We start from the raw sequence: 18,674 nt of genomic DNA, 5'->3' as shown, positions 1-18,674 counted from the left end.
AAGCGGCCCGCACAGATGGTGGAACACCTGCGCGAGCCTAACCCTCAACATGGAGTACACCATGTCTCAGGCTGATTCTGCCTATACCACGAGTCGTTTACTCTTTCGTGCCGGCCCGGCCGTTCGGCGCCGGCAGTTCGTCACCGGCGGCGCCGCCATCCTGGCCGGGGTCTTCACCCCTTCATGGGTTGAAAGCGTCGGTGCTTCGACCGCGCCCGACCCAATCCTCGATGCCATCGAAAGCCACCGTCGAGTCTTTGAGGAACTGGGGCGCCTGCTCGCCGAGCAGGATGCTGCCGAGCGCGAGCTGCGCCGTGCGCCCTGCGGTAAGCGGGCCGAGTTGGAGGCTAGGTTAAGTGGCCTCTGCGAGGCTGAAGGCGCACTCGGCCGGGCTGAGATGAAGGCCTCGCGTCAGCTCGCCGGCACCGTACCAGGAAGCCTCAAAGGAGCGGCCGCGGCGTTAAAGTACGTGCGTGATTGTTACGAAGTTGGCCAGTGCCCCCTTTACGAGGATGCTGGCTACCGGCTGCTGCTGCTCTCGACTGAACGCGCGATTTGTGCGGCCCTTGGTCTCGCTATTCCGCATGGTGGTGTTGATACGCGATAGCGATTGCGCACCCTTCCTACGAGCGGGATGTGGAAACGAAATCCTGGCGGAACCACCAAGGCACCGCCAGGCGAAAGCGGTGGGAACGGATATCTGCGATCGAGACCACGGTGCCACACCTCGGCTCCGCAAGAGGCAGAAGAACTCACGATGAAAACTCACGATGAACATGACCAGCGGTCAAAACCTGACGCCTGGTACCCGACCGCGAGTCATCTGGCGATGGCCCTGCGACCGAGATCGAGGCGGCCCAACAAGCTTCAGCAGCAGGTCGCAGCCGAGCGCTTCACGCAACTCTTGACCGAGGCATTGCGATGCGCCTGACAGGTTTTCCAGTTGCGCGTAGGAACCTGGCTGGCAAAGGGCGCGGCTGGAACGATTGCGAACCTTAGAGCGGATGGGTGGCAGAAAGGGGCGAGCCGGGTCGTTGGCGGCTCGATGTTGAACTCGAGCAAAAGCCCAGACGGATGTCCCAGCTTACCGGCGGATGAAGTTGTTAGTCAGACATGGACCGCTTCTTTCGACTCACTATCTTAGGTGAAGGGTAGGCTAAAGGGAACATTTCAATGGGTTGGCGAAGATTGGAGCTCTTCAACCTGTTGAGAAGGTGGGACATTTATGAGGACTTTGATCTGCTCAATTTCCTAAGTGAAATTTCCGCATCTATTTGATATATTTATGGTTATGACGAAAAACTCAGAGGACAAAAAAGAGGACATTTCAGCGGCTGTCGATCGCGGCGAGCCGGTTTCTTCCATGGAACCCCTGCTTATCGCGGAGGGTTCCCGCCACCGGGGGGAACTGACCGATTTGGCAGTTGACCTCGTCGGGAAGTCGGCCGGTTTCAAGAGAAGCTTACCGCAAAGCCTTCTGGGCTCCCTGGCCGATCTCGTCCGGGCCATGAACTGCTATTACAGCAACCTCATCGAGGGGCATGATACGCACCCGATCGATATCGAACGCGCCTTGAAGAACGACTATAGCGCCGATCCCCAGAAGCGCGATCTGCAGCTCGAAGCCAAGGCGCACATCGCGGTGCAACAATGGATCGATGAAGGTCATCTCCGTGGTCGCGCCGTAACTATCGACGGCGTCCGCGAAATCCATCGTCGCTTTTGTGAGCACCTTCCCAACGCGATGTTATGGATCGAAGAGCCCGGTACAGAGGAACGAATTCGTGTTGTCCCCGGCGAATTGCGGCTTCGCGACGTCAAGGTGGGACCTCATATCGCCGTCAGCCCTGGCGCTGTTCCACGATTTCTCGCCTATTTCGAGAAAGCTTACATCGGTGCTGGAAAAGCCGACGCCATTTTGGCTGCGGCCGTGGCGCATCATCGCCTTTTGTGGATTCACCCCTTTCTTGACGGTAATGGCCGAGTTACGCGGCTGATGTCGCACGCCATGCTGTTGGATTGGCTCGATACTGGGGCCGTTTGGTCAGTGGCTCGCGGGCTTGCTCGAAGGGACAGCGCATATAAGCAGCATCTCATCCAATGCGACCTTCCGCGGCGCAACGACCTGGACGGCCGCGGAAATCTCAGTGAAGAAGCACTCGCATCCTTCACGCGCTTCTTCCTCGAGACCTGCATTGACCAAGTGAACTTCATGGAATCGCTGATGCAGCCAGATCGGCTGCGCACGCGGTTATTGCTGTGGGCAGAGGAAGAAAGCCGCTTCAGCAAACTCCCGCCCAAAGCAGGCGCAGTGATTGAAGCAATCCTCTATCGGGGCGAGCTTCCGCGTGGCGATATCGCCAATCTTCTCGATCTTACGCCACGTCATGCACGGCGCATCGTATCGGAACTCATTGGCCGTGGCGTCCTCACCTCAAAAGGTCCGCGCGATCCATTGCTGCTGGCTTTCCCCGCCGCCCTTGCCTCGCGATGGATGCCAGGACTCTTTCCGGAGCACACGGCGAATGACTGAGGAGGGCTTGAAGTGCATCCATGGACACAGAGGCTCGTAAAGCGGCCCTGAGGTCACGCACCTCATCGCAGCGAATTTTGGGCTAGGACGAATAAACCGAGATCTTGGAGGACATTGGCGAGGTTGGTGCAGGTGTTCGCGTCGGCCGGATCGAGCTCGATCGCTCGCTGGTTGTCAGCTTCCTCGAACCTCTTCAGGCTCTCGTGAACAAGCGCGCGCATGTGCAAGGTCGCGGCGTGATCAGCCCGATTTTTAGCGCTGAGTTCCAAGTGGGCCGAAGCTTCCTATTGTTACTGACGGGCTGGCGCGCGATTCGCCTCCTGAAACAAGTGTCAACCGCCTTATACGCGCCCTGCGAAGTGAGTATAAATCCACTAGACGCCAGGTTCCATCCCTGGCGCGAACTGCTACGGCCCGAGCAGATCGACCTCGGGCGCACAGGTGCCTGCCAAGGGGCTGGTTGAGTTCAAGCACTTCCTTGAGTTCGCCGAGAACGGCGCCCGGGCTATTGCTGAGACCTTCTCGCCAACCGGGCGCGAAACTGAATCGCCGTTTGAGGACGCCGTGATGCGGGCCCTCCAGGAAAAGGGTTGGGAAGTTCATCCTCCAGGTGGGCGTATCCTTCTTCAGGATTGACCTCGGCGTCGTTCTTCCGGATTTTCCCGGGCGACACCTTGCCGGGGTTGAATGCGACGGTGCCGCTTATCACCGGTCAGCCACAGCGCGCGATCGCGACCGCCTGCGCGAGATGGTGCTGACAGATCTCGGTTGGCGAATTCGGCGGATCTTGGAGCACCGAATGGTGGATGGACTCTGCCACCGCGACAGAAAAGATCCATGCAAGGTTGGTCGTCGATCTCGAAGCCGACGGCGCTTCGCAGCCGATTGTCGAGGTTAAGGAAGAACCCACGCCTCTACCTGAAGAAATACCGTCCGTTTGATGAGCCCGAAAAAGCCGGCTCGCGTCGAGACCGCTGTCACGGATCCGAAGCAGATCAAGCTGAAGTCTCGCCAGAACCGGCAAATGACGAGGGCCAGCCGATCGAGCCAACGAAGGTCCAGGCGCCGACCGGGATCGTTTCTACGACGTCGGCTACCCGCCCTGAATACGGACGCACAGCCGCTGCGCTTCCTGGATTTCCTGATCCGCGATCCCGAGCCCACGGTCATCCTGCACGGTCCCGGCATCTACGTGCACGTGCCGGCTCCGGCGCGCTATGCCGTCCACAAGCTCATCGTCTCCGATGGCGCCCGAAAGGGTTTGCAAAGCGTGACAAGGACCTGCAGCAGTCCGAGGCCTTGCTTTCGGCCCTGGCTGAAAAGCGTCCCATGAGCTGAAATCCGCTTGGACGGAAGCTCATGCGCGCGGTCCCAAATAGCGCCAGTTGATGCTCGAACGGCTTGCTTTGATTGCGGCCTCGGTTCGGGACGCGGTGCTCAAAGTCATTGGCGCCCCTCGCTCCATCATCCCGGGCATCGATCCTGCCTTCGACAATCCACCGGCTCGCTATGACGTCAGCCGCGACGTCGTGACGTTCCAGGGAAAGGAGCTTGGAGGCGTGGTCAACTGCGCAGTCAGCCGCAAGGCGCTGGACGACCATTTCGGCGTCGATGGTCTCGGACAAGAGGGCCGGGTGAAAGCGTTCCTCAAGAACAGATCGAAGATCGAGCAGATCGCGACGCGCCAAATACCTCTCCTCTCCGGTGGAGGAGCCCGGTGCCGTCCTGGTCAAAACCTCCAACGTCGAGAGTTTTGCGCAACGAGCCCCCAAACGAAAGTAAGTCTCCCATCATCGTCCAATTCCGCGCTTGAATCAAATTGGCCAGTTGGGTGCTCCTGCCGATCACGGAGTGCAGACACACGTCAGCATGTGTCCTGCTGCTCGTCACTTTTGTTGGCACTAACCTTCCTCCGCCTTTTCTGCCGACCGCTCGCTCTGCCCGAAAGCAGCGAGACCGTGCGGAAATTGGTTTCCGCTTCGGGGGAGCTGTAACCCTCTCGCGCTCAGACGTCGCGTCAGCGAAAATATCTGCTGACGGTTTCGTCATAGCTAGGTTGTCGAGGTGCCCGGCGATTGGACGCGCCGGATGCTGCCGCCCTGGCGGCTGGCTCTGAGTGCAGCGAGGCCGCGGCCGGCCGACCAACGAGCGCCGGCATAGGCGCCTCCGGCGGCGGCCGTGGCATTGGCAATCATTGGGTTTGTGACCAGTCGGCTTGCCAGAGACGCTCCTCCCCCGGCGAGACCGCCTGCGATGGTCGGCAATTGAAGGGAAATGTATCCTGACAGACCAAGCACGGCACTAATGGCGACCGCACTAACCACCATCTCGCCCGCCGTACCCGCGTTTGCCGCGAATCTGCCGATAAAGCCGCTGACGGTGGTCAGCATCAGCCCAACGAGAGCGACCACCAGGACCAACAGGATCACGAAATTGGCTACCTGTCGAAGCCAGGCCTCCGTAAACGGGCGTGTTGCCTCAAATAGTCCGAGCGCAATGAAGAGCGGACCGAGTGCGATTACGACGCCTAGGCCTACTTTGGCGTAGAGCAGAATAGCAAATTGCAGGAACGACCCGACGGCCACGAAGACCAGCAGAATGGCCGCGATGAGCGCGGGGCCGACGTTGGTCAACCCAGCCTGCTCATAGATCTTGTTAGCGACGTCAATTCCTTTAGACAGGAGCTGGTCGAACGGAGCTCCGGAGCTGGTGTTCAGTCCTGAGCCCGCCAGCACATTGCCAATCTCCTTTGGCAAGGAATCAAAGAACAGGCCAGTGACGTATTGCTGAAATGCGCTGGAATTAGTCGCCAGCAACACGACGACCACGATCCGCATCGCCCGCCAGGCAAATTCCATGATCGGCTCGGAGATCGCGCCGCGCATCACGGCAAACCCATAGAGAATGACGTAGAGCGTCACGGCGGTACGAAGTGGACCGTCGATGTAGGAGGCGAGGTTCGAAACCGAGGTCGACACGAATGCCGTGATCGGCTGCTCGAACTCCTTTAGGAAACTGTCGAAGACGTTTACAGTCATCGCGGCGGTCCTTACTTGAGGGCGTCTTTCATCTCTTGAATGGTGTTCTTGTTGCGGGCTTCATTCGCGTTGATGCAGTCAGCCGTCGTCCCAAGCGCTCCGGGATTGTCGCGGCACGTCTTGAGGGTCGTCGCAAGCTCATCCTGATGATCTAAAAACCAGCTTACGGTTTTGCCTTGTTGACCCTTGTCGGCGTCGTTGCAGCCCGTAAGAGCCGTGCTGACGGTGAGGAGAAGAATGGCAAGTCTCGTCTTCATTGCAGGGCTGCCTTCATTTCGTCGATCAGCTGTCTCTGTTTCTCCCGCTCCCGCTGTCCATCCATGTCCGTGCGGGCCTGCTGGATCATCGCCAGTCCCTGCATTCGGAGTATATCGTTCTGCAGCAGCGCCTGTTCTGCCTGCAGCCGCGCGGATAAATCGAGGATCTCCTTGGCGTCGATTGCCGAGCTGATGCGCGCCCTGAGCTCTTCGAGTGCATCGATGCGCTGAGACGCGGTGTCATAGACCGCTTGGCCAAGGGAATGCTTCGCACCCGTCTGCCGGGCGATCCGGTCGAGCTCGCTCTGGTAGTACGAGTTGCCGCTGTTACCGGCATAGGCGCGGTTCTGCGTGATGTAGTGGTTGACTGCGTCCGCGAAGTTGCCGCCCCCCGGCCCCGCGACGAGACGTTCGATCTCCCAGAACTGTTGCGGCAGCACCTTGCGGAACTGCGGCGTGTTCAGGAGCGCACCGATGTCGTTGGCGTTCGTCCGCTTATTGAAGCTGTCGTACAGCTGCTTGGCCTGGCTCAATTGATCCTGTGCGACCTTGAGCTGCGACGTCAGGGTGTCGACTTGCTTCTTCAGCTCCGTCAGTTGCTCAAATTGGCGCGCATATACGCTCGGATCGAATACGATTTCAGCCCTGGCGGACGAGATCATTATGAGGGTCATCATTGACACGGACGAGAGAACCCTCTGCATACGCTGAACAATCATCGTGCTTTCCTCCGCTCCGCATGAAATACCGGCAGCCATTGCGCAGGGTCGTCGCCGACCCGCTGCCGAATGCGGTCGAGCAGCTCGACGGTTTCCGTGCGTCCCGACAAAACGGCCAGCGCGTCGTCGAAACCGCCGAGGTCTAGTTCTGCTACCACCGAGTTATGGCCTTGCTTGACCAGGAAACGCCGGCTCTCCGGAGCGAGCTCCTCTTTGATCAGACGGAATTCCGTGTCGGTCAGGTGGAAGCCGTCGACATAGTCGGAGCGTGTTCCCCGCGCGTTCGGCAGAAAGATCTGGGTCGGGCATTGCCCGACGATGGTGTGCGCGATCGGCGAGGCCAGCGCGTCGCGCGGCGACTGCGTCCCGAACACCATGACACCGTTCTGCTTGCGGATGGTCTTGAGCTTATTGTTGGCGAGATCACGAAACGCCTCATCTCCAAGCGCCTTCCAGAACTCGTCGATGTCGATAATCAGGCGTCGGCCGTCGATCACCCGCTCCACACGATGGAACAGATACATCATCACCGGTGTGCGCACCGTAGGATCATCCAGGAGGTCGGTCATGTCGAAACCCATGAACCTGGCATCAAGGCCGATGGCGTCGTGATCGCCATCGAGCACCCAGCCGAAAGGGGCGCCCCGGCACCATCGCTCGAGCCGCGCACCAATGCCCTCGCGATCCTGCTGGCCGAGGAAGGCCCGTAGGGTCCCGAACGATCGCTCCGATTGCCGCAACTGACCGAGTGCTCGCAGCCCGGTATCGATGCGTTCCTCCTCGACCACGGTCAGCGGGCGATCGTCAGGGGTGACGAGTTTCCGGATGAGTTCGCCCAGGAAGGAAAGGTTCGCAGGTGTCAGCTCCAGCGCTTTGAGCGGCGCGCACCCGGTCGGGACCCCGTTGTGGAGCCTCAGATACGTGCCACCGGCGGCGCGCACGAAAATCTCGGCGCCCCGGTCCTTGTCGAAGAAGATGTAGGACGCACCTAACCGCTCGGCCTGCGACAGCAGGAAGTTCTGTACGACGGTCTTACCGGACCCCGAGGGGCCGCAGATGAAGGTGTTGCCGAGATCGCCGTGATGAAACGAGAAATAGAAGGGCGAGCCGGACGCGGTCTTGAGCATCGCTACCGCCCGTCCCCAATGGTTGCCCGCAGGCTGTCCGGTCGGATAGGTGTGGAACGGCGAGAATGCCGCGAAATTTCGTGAGTTGATCGCGCCGGTGCGTGCCCGGTATTTGAATAATCCGGGAAGCTGCGCCCAATAGGCCGCTTCAAGCCCCAAATCTTCTCGCGCGACCACGGCTCCCGCATCGGCCAGCGCGCGCCGGGCCATGCTCATGTGCTCCTGCAGCTGGGACGGCGTATCGGCGTAGACCAGGAGCGAAAGATGATGGTCTCCAAGCACGAACCGGTTGGATTCGAGATCGTCGAGCGCATCAGAGAGCTCGTCGATCTGTGAGGCTGCCGGATCCTGGGCCGAGACCAGTTGGTTTTGCTTGCGCGTCAGCACCGTCTTGGCGTCAGCCTTCGCTAAAAATGCGAATGATTGCGTGGCGATGAGCTCAAACGGCGCCGAAAGCAGCGCGTTCAACAGCCCAGGCCGGGTGGACGCCGGATACTCCTTGAGGCCGAACATGCCAGCGAAGCGCGATCCGCCGGCGCTGCGGATCTCGAGAGCTTCGCGGCCGAAGATGACACGATTTGAATAGAGCGCGGGGCCGACCGGCCCTTGCGGCAACGGCATCGGCATCCATTCCCCGGAGGCGAGAGCGTGGAGCAGCTCCATCGGCTCTGAGAAAATGATGCCGTCCCGCTCAATCAATCTCGCCGCACGGGCGCCGTAACGGTCGAGCGCCGCGATGATATCTCGCGTTGCATCGTTAAGACGCTTCAGGGTTGCGCTGTCGACCTCGGCGGAATTTGCGGCGCTTCGGCTGAGCCGCCGAAAGAACGCAGCCGCCGTATCGGCTGCCGCACGGCCGGGGTGACAAACCAGGGTCAGATAGAGATCGTTGCGAAACAGCGCTTCCTTGCTAAGCCGTCCACGATATTGGGCGTCAAGGGTCACTGCGAAGGTCGAGCGGAAGGTACCGTCCGGATAGATCGACGTGCGGCGGCGCACCAGGTGACTCCAGAGCGCCAGTTGCGGATCTGCAACATTGCGCAGGGTCAGATTAAGCTTGCCATGCAGATCGTTCAGATCCGACGTTTCGGCGGTCTCGAACGAGGTGCCGTCAATCCGGATCACTGTGAACAGAGCTCGGGTAGTAAGACTGATCACTGTGTCGGTGACATGCCGGCCGAACGGCAGGTAGGCATCGGGCTCGGTCTCCCGGGTCTTAAGCGCCCGATTAGGCATAAGCGAGGTCCCTTGTTCGATATCGCCGTATGAGTTTGAGCGGCGTGCAGGAGGAGCCGCCCCAGAATGCGGCGTTGCGCGCGCGCCCTCGAGTTTCGATCCAGGCGAGCAGGATCCGGAACATGTTCGGGTCGTGCCGGCAGATGATGCGGCAAAGCCCATGGACCGGAATCGCGACCAGACCGTAAACGATGCTCCCAGCTGCGAGGAACAGGACGCAGGAGAACATGACGTTGAGCGCCATGGCTTCCATGGTTACGCCGGCAACCATGGCAGGCCGCGTACATGCGAGGAACAAGGTGTCCTCCGTGAGGCGCGCGGCCTCGCTCATCAGTGACCCCCCGTCAAGGTTGAGACCACTTCGGAGGCGCCAAACGTGATGGCGACGCCCAGCACGACATAGGCGGCCTTGCGCAGATCGAGATAACCGAACATCCAGGCGATGCCGACGATGATGACCGCGATTGTCGCCAGCAGGCGTGCAACGTTGCCGGTCAGCATGTTGACGATGTTCTGCAGCACGCCTTCTATGTTGGCGGTCTGCGCCAGCGCAGGTTCCACCAACGCAATGCTGAGAACGGCCCCCATGCAAAGAAGAGCAGCGGAGTGTTTAAGAGGAGAAGTCATGGCGCGGCTCCGATTGGCACCGCAGCCGGACCCCAGCCCGGACCACGGTATTGAGTTGAAGTGGAAAAACGACGCTTTGTCATCGCTCATAGACGAAGGCTGATGTGCCTAGTCCCGAGCGATAGACGTCCCAGCGCGGGTGCTCACTGGCAGACGCTGCGGGTGGATTGATTGTCGTATCGCCGGTGCGGCGGTCACGACCGGCAGACGCCAGTGGCTGGATGGGAGGCTCGGAGGCTTGGCTGGGAGCTTTGGACACAAAGCTTGCAACAGCCTCGGCAATCGCCTGGTCGTGATCTGCGCCTTTCATGCTCGCAGCTTGCAGGCGCGTGTCGAACAATCTGCCAAGGCCAGCTATGTGCTGGCATGCATCGAATGTACTGGCCACCGTCAGCCCGGCCTTCTTTGTTTCCTCAGCATCAAGTTGGGCGAGACCTGTTCGGACATGCTGGCCGCCAGCAATGGCCTCGGTTGCGAGCTGGATGGCCTCGTCACGGTCAGTGGGCTGAATCGGAATCGGTTTGCGCCCTTCAATCGTGATGAGCAGCGGCTCGAACGAGCTCGCCTGCCGCACGATTGCCGCCAGCGGCCGAGCCATTGCGGTCGGGGCGCATCGTTCGAGCAGAGCCGCAAATGCAGCGGGATCCATGTGAGAGCCTTTGTCAGGAGCTGAGGTCGTTCGATGTCAGGCAGCGATCGGCAGGCTTGATGGCGCCTCAATTGCACGCTCCGAAATCTGCCCGGCCGTTCCGATCGCGCCGAGGGCCTCATCGGTGATCGGCAACAAACCGGCGACGGCTTTGGTCGTCCCGATTTGACGGGGCGTACCCAGGCGATCGAGACGCCATCCGGCCCGGCGCAGGATGCGTTCCATGCGCAGATCGGTGACGGTTGCGATGGCCTGAAGATCGCTCTGCTGGCCCCACTCGATCATTGCTGCAAACAGCAGGAACGTCGCCTTGCGCAGACCATTCTCAGCCGTTGCAGCAACGGTCTTTGTGTCAACGCAAAAGCGCGAACTCTCCCAGATCGTGGTCGCCCTCGGCGCCGGGTTGCCATCCAGCAATACTGGAAACGTATCCGCAAGCATGTTGCGACCCGCGGTCGGCAGGAGGCGAACACAACCAATGACATCGTCTTGCTCGAGCACCAAGAGATAAATTGCCAAGGTGTCGTACTGATCAATCTCCAATCCGTTTGAAACAGAGACGTCCCAGTCAAGGCGATCTTTGCATACGCGCCCTCGCAGGCGATGCATTCCCAGCGTTAGTTCGGAGTCTTGCAGCAGTGCTGCACGGCTACGCACAATTACCTTCATTCCTAACCTCAAACTTATGAATCACAGCTTCGAGATCAAGAAAGCAGTCACGGTCACCGCCTTGCACTGTCAGTTCTGACAGGGCGCTATGGATCTGTTGGGTCGCGAACCGTATTGCGAGGCGCGAGTATCGGCGCGCACTTTAGAAGCCCTACTATCAGCGTAAGAAATGGAATTTCCTTGCTTCCACGAAGCGACAGAAATTGTCGCTAAGAGTAGCTCGCTCAGAGGTTGTTGCAGCTTTGTGCGTATGATCGCGTTTGCCGCTGTAGTTCTGAGAGCGGTATCGTGCCCCAAAGCTGTCGCAACGCCGCAATAAACCGCTACACGTAGAGAGCGAATCATTATAATATTCGCGTTGTAGCAATTGAGAAGTGACGCGATGAAAGATGTCAAAAGAGCGTGCGATGAATTTGTCGATTGTCTGCACGCTGTCCATACGGAAGATGATTTTCGGCGTGTTGCGGAGCGCGCCGCTCATTCGCTGGGGTTCCGATGGTTCGCTTATTTTGGGCAGCGCGCGAATGGCCCTCATCTGATCTCATCCTATCCGAAGAGCTGGACCAGCCGTTATTTTGGGGAGGGATATCACAACATAGATCCCGTTCTTCTTCAGCAGCGAAACACGAGCCGTGTGTTCCTGTGGGACGGACGTGATGCGCGAGGCGCAAAGTCAGCGAAAGAGCGCCGTCTGTTTGACGAGGCGCTGAGCTTCAAGATCAGGACTGGCCTAACCGTTCGAATACCCTCGAGCCAAAACCGGTTCGCGGCGTTCACGCTAGCGGTGGACGAGCGTAGCCTTGGACTCGATCGCTTCATTGAGACCTCGCAGGACATGTTGGAAATGATGGGGCGTACCTTTCATGCACATGTGAGCGCCGCCAAAATCGGCCACCTGATCCCGCTCGGGCAACAGGAATCCGTGCTGACTCAGCGCGAGCGTCAGTGTCTCGGTTGGATTTCTGACGGCAAGACAATGCGAGATGTAGCGCAGCTACTTGGCATCGGGTCGCGAGGAGTAAAGTTTCATCTGGACAATGCCAGGCAAAATCTTGCTGCATCAACCCTTTCTCATGCCGTGGCCCTGGCCTTTCGACAGGGATTGCTCCGATAGCGTTAGAACAGACATCCGGCTTGGCAAGAGTACCAGGATTGAGGGTGAGGCGCGGCTGCCCAGGACTGTGGACGGACATTGAGGTAGGCCGCCTCACTACATTTGCACTATTCACCCAGGACGCTGATCGATCACAGTCATCCGATTCTATTTGATGGGCCTCATTACCGACAGCCATCATCGGGTGCACCCGCCCAATGCGCTGCGCGGCGGATGACTTCAGCGCCGACCGAAGCGAAGCCGAGCAGCTCAAGATCGGACATAAGTACCTAGCCATCGGATCAGCGAAGACTGGCCGGAAGAATATCACAGCAACATGATCCTCAATTTCGAGGCGATCAGGATCGTCTAGGCCACATTCGGGACGCACCTTGACGGCGACGAGGTGCGCTCAAATTTTGAGCATCTACAACTCGATCCGGAACGGGTCGAGGCGCTTGGCGCCAAGGGCCTAAAACGCCGATCTGTGGCTAGTGCCCGAGAGGCGACTCGACAGAGTCGGATGGCCTTTGGCGCGGGAAATGCCGCGCGGCAATCAGGGTGACAGTGCGCATTGCCTCGCCCTAATTGTTACCGGATGCTGCGCCGTTGCCTAACGTAAATTGCTCCCTTGGAGCGGGAGCGAGCGGGGGCGAAGATGGGGTGGCTAAGCATGGCAACGCGGAAGGAACTGCGGCAGCAGGCGCGCGCTATCGGCGTTCGGATCGCGCGAAGAAGACGCGGATATTGGATGAGTTCGTCGACATCACCGGGTTCCATCGCAAACATGCGATGCGACTACTTCGAGGTCAGGAAGACGCGCGCCCAAGCCGAAGGGCGCGACGTCGAATGTATAATGAGGTCGAACACAACGCGCTCGTGCTCCTTTGGGAGGCGCCAGACCGGATCTGCGGGAAGCAGCTGAAGGCGTTGATTCCTGCGTTGATTGAGGCGATGGAACGGCATGGCCACCTCGACCTTGCCCCCGAGATCCGCGACAAACTTTTAGCAATCAGCGCTGCGACGATCGACCGCGCATTGGTGCGGGTCCGAGAAGGATTAGGTCGCAAGCGTCGGCCGCACGCGACGCACTCGTTGCGTCGCAGTGTTCCAATAAGGACGTCGGCAGGTTGGAATGATCCGGCGCCCGGATTCGTCGAGGCCGACCTTGTCGCGCATAGCGGTCCATCTGCGCGCGGCAGCTTCATCCAGACCCTCGTGCTCACCGACATTGCTACCGGCTGGACGAAGTGCGCTCCTCTGATCGTGCGCGAACGGACGCTGTTGAGCACGGAGCCGGGCTAAATTATGCGTTTGCCACCATCAATGTGCAAATAATCAGAATTGAACTCTGCAAGGGCTTCGAGTTCTCCACGATTCAGAAGCACCACCTCGCGCCTTTCCCACTCGATCAAGCCACGAGATCGAAGCTCTTGGATCATCCGGTTGACATGCACAGCGGATAGGCCGCAAGCGTCCGCCATGTTCTGCTGTGTGAATGGGAACTCAAAGCTGTTGTTGGGCATGAGCCCGACAACTTCAAGGCGGGCTGCAAGCTCACAGAGAAGGTGCGCGATCCTGGATAAGGCTGAACGCGCTCCAAGGGCTGCAACCCACTCCCGGAATACAGCGCCATTAATCAAAGTTTCGCGCCAAAAAACATGAGTAAGCGGCGCGGATGATGTAAGCAAGTTTTGCAGATGCGAGTGCGGAATAAACGCCACTGTCGAGGGACCCACGCTGCAAAGATCATGATCCATGCGCGGGAGGTGTAGGGTGGGCAAATCGGGAATATCGCCGGGAACGTACAGTGCGAGAATTTGTGTCGCGCGCCATGGAAAACTGCCCCCTCATATTGCCTCAGATGACAATGTTACCGAAGCGCACCCTGGTGTTTTTCTGGATCGGCTGCCGCGAGTCGGAGCAAGCTGCTCGCGAAGCGCGCCCTACAGAGCGCCGTAGCGAGCGAGCGGCTTGCGGTGCTTCGGCGAAAGAACCTGTCAGGATTTAAATACTAAGGCACGAAGCTTGGCCCGATAGTGTGATCTCTGTGCTGCTGATGAGCTGTCGAGCGGCCTTTGATCGCCAATTCTTGACCAATCGCTGCACCGTGCGCCGCTGATGGCCGCTGAACCGACCGGGCGCATGCGCTTCCAGCCGGGAGAGAAGATCGACCGCGGACAAGTGCGGAGCCGCGGCGAGCCATTCCTCGATGATGGGAATGTAGGGGTCGAGCATCGATGGCCGACGTGGCACAGGCTTGCGCCGCACATAGCGACGACGATGAATGCCCCGCTGCTCACCCTGTTTCCAACCGTCGCCGAGCTCTCGGGCAAAGGCCGCTAAGTCGCTATGCCCCTGCGCGACAGTCATCGCTGGCTTTCCAGCCCGTTGATCGACGCGCTTACCCAGCTCATTCTGAGCGTCCCGCATTTGTGCCAGCAATGCCACCGGATCAAGCGTCCGGTAAATCTCCCGCAGCCGACCTTTGAATGCCTCATTGAGCCTCGGGTGGACCAATGCTCTTTCGTACGGCGTAGCGGGAGGAAGATAGCGCTTGATCATCTTGGCACCTTCGCGGTGCTTCTCCTTCAGCTTAAACGAGGGCTGGAAGAAATTGATGTGCAGCCGTGCCGCAGCAAACAGGCGAGCTAATGAGCGAGCGGCATCAATGCCTTCAAACCGCCCGTAGCCCACCAGGCGGCGAACGATAGCTCCGTTCTTTTGTTCAACGAATGCCTGATCGTTCTTCTTGTAGGCCCTGGAACGAGTGACTTCGACATCGTGAGAACGGCACCACGACACGACCGTGTCGTTCATGAAGGCGCTGTCGTTATCAAAATCTAGCCCCCGAATGGGCCAGGGAAATAGGTTCTGCGCCCGCTCGAGAGCTTCGATCACAAGAGCTGCTTCACGCACGACGAGCGGAAAGCATTCGGTCCACCCCGTTGCGATATCCACCATTGTTAGCGTCTGAATGAACGCGCCAGATACGGACATGCCGCCGTGCGCAACCAGATCCGCTTCGCAGTACCCCGGCGGAGGTGATCCCCAGTCATTGAATGTACGCACCGGGACTTGCCGCCGTACGGCACTAGAAAAGCCCGCCCGCCGTCGGCGCCCTCCGGCTGCTGCGATCTTTACGTCGCTCAGCAGGCGATCGATCGTCGCCGCGCTCACCTTCAAAACCTTCGACCTCTCATCGGCAGAAAGCTTCAATCTGCCGTGCCGTTCAAGTGCCGGAAGCAAAAACGGGATCATCGCGACGAGCCGCTTACTGCAGAGCCGGTCAGAGGCGTCCCAGAGCACAATCAGTGCAACGCGAATGGAAGCTCCGTAACTGCGGCCCCGTCGCCGCGGCACGGCCGATCCCGATGCCCCGTCCACCGACAGTGCTCGGATCGCGTGCTTACGATGCCATCCCGTAAGGGCACACAGCTCGTCCAGGATCCGTGCCTTCTCGAGCCGTCCGCTCGCCCGATAACGCTCCACCAGCGCTGATGTGATCTCGCGCTTTGCGCGCATGCTGATCTTCCCTGCCATACCCGCCACCGAACTGATTCGGCAGCTCCGCCCCAGACACGACAGGAAAGTTGTCCGGTAACATTTTTAGTGAGGCAATGCGCCCCTCGGCGTCATGAGGAATTGCCCCCTCCTTGGATAGCCGAGGAGAGAGTGAATGAAAGAGGAACGAATCGCGGAAAGCTCGTCGTGGATTGATCCACGGGGGCAGGTGATGAAGACGCCGGATGACGTGGCGGAGATGTTGCGCCTGAGGGCGTGCGGGTGGGGTCTGAAGCGGATTGCGCGGCAGCTTGGCTGCAGTCATCACACGGTGAAGGACTACGTGGCGGCGGGCGGGGTGAAGCCGTTCAAGTCGCCTGAGCGGCCGAAGCGTCTCGACGGCCTTGAGGGTTGGCTGCGCGAGAGGCTCATTCGGCATCGCGGCAATGCCGACGTGGTGCGCCAGGACCTGTTGGCCGAGCAAGGCGTGACAGTCAGCCGGCGGACGCTGCAACGCGCCGTGCAGCCCTATCGTCAGGCGCTGAAGGCGGAGGCGTTGGCGACGACGCGGTTCGAGACGCCGCCAGGCCGGCAGCTGCAGATCGACTTCGGCGAGCGTCTGGTCGAGATCGGAGGGGCGAGAGTCAAGGCATTCGTGTTCGTGGCAACGCTCGGCCACTCGCGACGGCTTCATGCGCGTGCGTTCCGGGCCGAGAGGCAGGAGCATTGGTTTGCCGGGCTCGAGAGCACATTCACGACCCTCGGCGGTGTGCCGGAGGAAGTGCTGATGGACAATCCACGGGCGCTCGTGGTGCGCCACGACGCGGTGACCCGATCGGTTCAGTTCAATGACAAGCTGATCGCATTCGCAAAACATTGGGGCTTCTGTCCTCGCGCCTGCGCGCCGTATCGGGCGCGGACGAAGGGCAAGACGGAGAATGGCGTCGGTTACGTGAAGAAGAACGCGATCGCGGGGCATTCCTTCGCGAGCTGGGAGGCATTCGAGGCGCATCTGGCCGGATGGGAGCGTGAGGTGGCGAACGTGCGTATCCACGGCACGACCGGGGAGGCGCCGATTGCTCGCTTTGCGCGTGACGAGGCACATCGGTTGAAGCCGCTTAGCGGGCAACCGTCGTTCGGATCGTTGCGTGAACTGACCCGCGTCGTCGGGCATGATTGCGCCGTCGAGATCGACACGAACAGCTACTCAGTGCCGTGGCGCCTGCTTGGCGAGCGCGTGGCGGTAACGATCGCGGCCGGGGAAGTGCGGATCCGCCATGGATTGCACCAAGTTGCGATCCACAAGCAATCGGATGGACGCCGGCTGCGGATCATCGACACCGCTCATCTCGATGGTGTTGCTGGTCGCAATGGCGCGGTCCGCCGGGCTGAGATCGCGGCGGCGGTGCTGGCGCCGTCCTCACCCCCGTCGTTGTTGCGCCCTCTTGCCGAATACGAAGCCGTGGTCGGAGGAAGCTTCTGATGGCACGGGCAAAGAAGATAATGGAAGCAACGGCCGATCCGCTCGATGCCATGCTGGCGCGACTGCAGCTCTCGGGTATCCGCGATCAGCTCGACACCCTGCTCGACGAGGCGGCGCGCGCGAACCTGTCGGCGCGTGAGACGCTGATCCTGCTGTGCGAGCGCGAGATCGCACGCAAGGACCATCGCCGCATAGAGATGGCGCTGAAGCTCGCACACTTCCCGGCGGTGAAGGAGCTTGCTGGCTTCGACTTCGAGGCGCAGCCGTCAATCGATCCAAAGCAGATCCGTGATCTTGCCGCATCACGTTGGATAGCCAACGGAGAAAACGTGCTGCTGCTCGGGCCGCCAGGCGTAGGTAAGACGCACTTGTCGATCGCGCTCGGGCGAGAGGCGATCCTGGCCGGATACACGGTGCAGTTCACCACGGCGACGACGCTGGTCGCTGGCCTTGCCAAGGCGCACGGCGAGCGACGCCTGGACGAGAAACTTCTCGCGCTGTCGAAGCCAAAGCTGCTCATCGTCGACGAACTCGGCTACTTGCCTCTTGAACCTGACGCGGCCCATCTGTTCTTCCAACTGGTCAGCCGGCGATACGAAACTGGCGCGATGCTGATCACGTCGAACCGCAGCGTTGCCGAATGGGGTACGGTGTTCGCCGATCCCGTGGTCGCCACCGCGATCCTTGACCGGCTCCTGCATCACAGCCACGTGCTGACCATCCGCGGCGACAGCTACCGACTTCGCGCCAAGCGCAAAAGCGGCCTCATCAAGACGCCGACCGCCGGTGACGGCCCTCCGGTCGGCTCCGCCTCCCTCCGGCCCGTCACCGGCGGAAACAACCTTCAACCGAGATCATAATCCGATGGTGGGGGCAGTTCTTCGTGACGCAAAGGGGGCAGTTCCGGAAGGCGTTTGACAGAATTTGCAATCGGCTGCCAACTATCTTTTGGCGAAAGACATACCCACTCACGACCGGGCCGCATTGAGTGGCCGCATCTCCCTCGCGTAATATGTAATTGCCGTCAGCGAACTGCTTCAACTTAATGGGTAGTCCAACAGTTGATCGCGCTCGATTGGGGACAAGCCATTAACAGCCTGCAAGCGGCCGATCAGCCTTCCGAGTGACATCTTGTAGCCCTACCTGAAGTTCAGGGGATTACCGTCTTGCTCCGCTAAAGCAAGGAAGCACTAGCAGCCGCGTGACTCCAATTGCGCCCAAAATTGTTCCGACCTGGAGGCATTGCCGGGATCGCCTGGGCGGTTCTCAACAAGGGACGCGCCTTCGAGTGCGTCAAGACTGAGGAGACGGCGTCCTGATGGCCCGACCCTCGCGCCGTGCTCGGGGCCCTCAAGGCGCAGCCTGGCAGCGTAGAGCAAGACGTCAGGACACCACGACGGCCGGCCTTGACGGCCTCTTGCGCGCGGCGCGTCTGCGCGCGCAGGCCCGGACGAAGGAACGACCGCCAGACACGAACAAAGGAGCAGCGCGAAGTGAGCAGCTATCGAGATGACGTAACCAACATCCCTCACCCGTCGAGGTCTGCGAGAGGATGACACGACGATGGAAGATCGGTCTTCCCGGCGCATGCGAACACTGGTGACCGAATGGCCCGTTCGAGGCCTGTCCGCCAATCAGCTCGAATGCGCCCTGATATCCATGATGGCCCGGGGCGTAGCTCGCTCCAATCAGAGGCGGGATACATTGATGCAAGACCGCCATCTGACAGGTTGACGAAA

General features: G+C 60.1%; 19 protein-coding genes and 3 pseudogenes. 11 read left to right on the top strand and 11 right to left on the bottom strand.

Annotated elements, in window-relative coordinates; translation table 11 throughout:
* Positions 1-61: 61 nt before the first annotated feature.
* Entirely contained in the window at positions 62-607 is a 546-nt protein-coding gene (locus tag ACVW16_RS00740) for a hypothetical protein (protein WP_456802183.1), read from the top strand.
* 648 nt (positions 608-1,255) lie between these two features.
* Complete coding sequence (locus ACVW16_RS00735; protein ID WP_456802182.1) at positions 1,256-2,533, top strand: Fic family protein; 1,278 nt, start codon at positions 1,256-1,258, stop codon at positions 2,531-2,533.
* Positions 2,534-2,595: 62 nt separating this feature from the next.
* Here the strand turns inward: ACVW16_RS00735 and ACVW16_RS00730 are convergent, their stop codons facing one another.
* Positions 2,596-2,802, bottom strand: coding sequence for a hypothetical protein (locus ACVW16_RS00730; protein ID WP_456739120.1), 207 nt, complete (start codon positions 2,800-2,802; stop codon positions 2,596-2,598).
* Between the two features lie 341 nt (positions 2,803-3,143).
* On the opposite strand from ACVW16_RS00730, the pseudogene ACVW16_RS00725 reads away from it, so the two are divergent.
* The 4 genes and pseudogenes from ACVW16_RS00725 to ACVW16_RS00710 all read left to right on the top strand — a co-directional run.
* A pseudogene (locus tag ACVW16_RS00725) lies at positions 3,144-3,269 on the top strand (hypothetical protein); the annotation flags it as partial.
* 70 nt (positions 3,270-3,339) lie between these two features.
* The gene (locus ACVW16_RS00720; RefSeq protein WP_456739340.1) at positions 3,340-3,474 is read left to right on the top strand and encodes a hypothetical protein; all 135 of its coding nucleotides are present in this window, start codon (positions 3,340-3,342) and stop codon (positions 3,472-3,474) included.
* Positions 3,474-3,866, top strand: coding sequence for a GSU2403 family nucleotidyltransferase fold protein (locus ACVW16_RS00715; RefSeq protein WP_456802181.1), 393 nt, complete (start codon positions 3,474-3,476; stop codon positions 3,864-3,866). Before ACVW16_RS00720 ends, ACVW16_RS00715 begins: the two co-directional genes overlap by 1 nt.
* A 55-nt stretch (positions 3,867-3,921) precedes the next feature.
* On the top strand, positions 3,922-4,527 hold the full coding sequence (locus ACVW16_RS00710) for a DUF1488 domain-containing protein (RefSeq protein ID WP_456739121.1): 606 nt from the start codon (positions 3,922-3,924) through the stop codon (positions 4,525-4,527).
* Positions 4,528-4,584: 57 nt separating this feature from the next.
* On the opposite strand, the gene ACVW16_RS00705 is transcribed toward ACVW16_RS00710, so the two are convergent.
* The 8 genes from ACVW16_RS00705 to ACVW16_RS00670 all read right to left on the bottom strand — a co-directional run bounded on the left by ACVW16_RS00705 (position 4,585) and on the right by ACVW16_RS00670 (position 10,855).
* Positions 4,585-5,571 (bottom strand): type IV secretion system protein, encoded by a 987-nt coding sequence (locus ACVW16_RS00705; RefSeq protein ID WP_456802180.1) that lies wholly within the window; start codon positions 5,569-5,571, stop codon positions 4,585-4,587.
* An 11-nt stretch (positions 5,572-5,582) separates the two neighbouring features.
* A complete protein-coding gene (locus ACVW16_RS00700; protein ID WP_456739122.1) occupies positions 5,583-5,828 on the bottom strand; it encodes an EexN family lipoprotein in 246 nt (81 codons plus the stop codon).
* Entirely contained in the window at positions 5,825-6,547 is a 723-nt protein-coding gene (locus ACVW16_RS00695) for a type IV secretion system protein (protein WP_456739123.1), read from the bottom strand. The genes ACVW16_RS00700 and ACVW16_RS00695 overlap by 4 nt, the downstream gene beginning before the upstream one ends.
* Positions 6,544-8,910, bottom strand: coding sequence for a VirB4 family type IV secretion/conjugal transfer ATPase (locus tag ACVW16_RS00690; protein ID WP_456802221.1), 2,367 nt, complete (start codon positions 8,908-8,910; stop codon positions 6,544-6,546). Before ACVW16_RS00690 ends, ACVW16_RS00695 begins: the two co-directional genes overlap by 4 nt.
* Positions 8,903-9,241, bottom strand: a complete 339-nt coding sequence (locus ACVW16_RS00685; protein WP_456739124.1) for a type IV secretion system protein VirB3 — start codon at positions 9,239-9,241, stop codon at positions 8,903-8,905. Before ACVW16_RS00685 ends, ACVW16_RS00690 begins: the two co-directional genes overlap by 8 nt.
* Positions 9,241-9,537: a TrbC/VirB2 family protein gene (locus ACVW16_RS00680; RefSeq protein WP_456739323.1), complete on the bottom strand. Its 297-nt coding sequence runs from the start codon at positions 9,535-9,537 to the stop codon at positions 9,241-9,243. Before ACVW16_RS00680 ends, ACVW16_RS00685 begins: the two co-directional genes overlap by 1 nt.
* Positions 9,538-9,616: 79 nt before the next feature.
* Positions 9,617-10,186 (bottom strand): type IV secretion protein, encoded by a 570-nt coding sequence (locus tag ACVW16_RS00675; RefSeq protein WP_456739125.1) that lies wholly within the window; start codon positions 10,184-10,186, stop codon positions 9,617-9,619.
* A 36-nt stretch (positions 10,187-10,222) separates the two neighbouring features.
* The gene (locus tag ACVW16_RS00670) at positions 10,223-10,855 is read right to left on the bottom strand and encodes an acyl-homoserine-lactone synthase (RefSeq protein ID WP_456739126.1); all 633 of its coding nucleotides are present in this window, start codon (positions 10,853-10,855) and stop codon (positions 10,223-10,225) included.
* Positions 10,856-11,237: 382 nt separating this feature from the next.
* Here ACVW16_RS00670 and ACVW16_RS00665 point away from each other — a divergent pair, with 382 nt between their 5' ends.
* The 3 genes and pseudogenes from ACVW16_RS00665 to ACVW16_RS00655 all read left to right on the top strand — a co-directional run.
* The gene (locus ACVW16_RS00665) at positions 11,238-11,969 is read left to right on the top strand and encodes a helix-turn-helix transcriptional regulator (RefSeq protein WP_456739127.1); all 732 of its coding nucleotides are present in this window, start codon (positions 11,238-11,240) and stop codon (positions 11,967-11,969) included.
* A gap of 313 nt (positions 11,970-12,282) precedes the next feature.
* A pseudogene (locus ACVW16_RS00660) lies at positions 12,283-12,423 on the top strand (ABC transporter substrate-binding protein); the annotation flags it as partial.
* A gap of 183 nt (positions 12,424-12,606) precedes the next feature.
* Positions 12,607-13,241 (top strand): annotated as a pseudogene (locus tag ACVW16_RS00655) (ISNCY family transposase); the annotation flags it as partial.
* 8 nt (positions 13,242-13,249) lie between these two features.
* Here the strand turns inward: ACVW16_RS00655 and ACVW16_RS00650 are convergent.
* The gene (locus ACVW16_RS00650) at positions 13,250-13,672 is read right to left on the bottom strand and encodes a Crp/Fnr family transcriptional regulator (protein WP_456739128.1); all 423 of its coding nucleotides are present in this window, start codon (positions 13,670-13,672) and stop codon (positions 13,250-13,252) included.
* Positions 13,673-13,955: 283 nt separating this feature from the next.
* On the bottom strand, positions 13,956-15,491 hold the full coding sequence (locus tag ACVW16_RS00645; protein WP_456701696.1) for a DDE-type integrase/transposase/recombinase: 1,536 nt from the start codon (positions 15,489-15,491) through the stop codon (positions 13,956-13,958).
* A gap of 136 nt (positions 15,492-15,627) precedes the next feature.
* Between ACVW16_RS00645 and istA the strand changes: the two genes are divergently transcribed.
* Positions 15,628-16,935: an IS21 family transposase gene (gene istA, locus ACVW16_RS00640; protein ID WP_456802179.1), complete on the top strand. Its 1,308-nt coding sequence runs from the start codon at positions 15,628-15,630 to the stop codon at positions 16,933-16,935.
* The gene (gene istB, locus ACVW16_RS00635) at positions 16,935-17,795 is read left to right on the top strand and encodes an IS21-like element helper ATPase IstB (protein ID WP_456701697.1); all 861 of its coding nucleotides are present in this window, start codon (positions 16,935-16,937) and stop codon (positions 17,793-17,795) included. Before istA ends, istB begins: the two co-directional genes overlap by 1 nt.
* The last annotated feature ends 879 nt before the right edge of the window (positions 17,796-18,674 follow it).

The organism is Bradyrhizobium sp. USDA 4474 (genome assembly GCF_054057515.1).
Note: the sequence above shows the minus strand (reverse complement) of the source record. Positions and strands in the feature narration are given on the sequence as shown.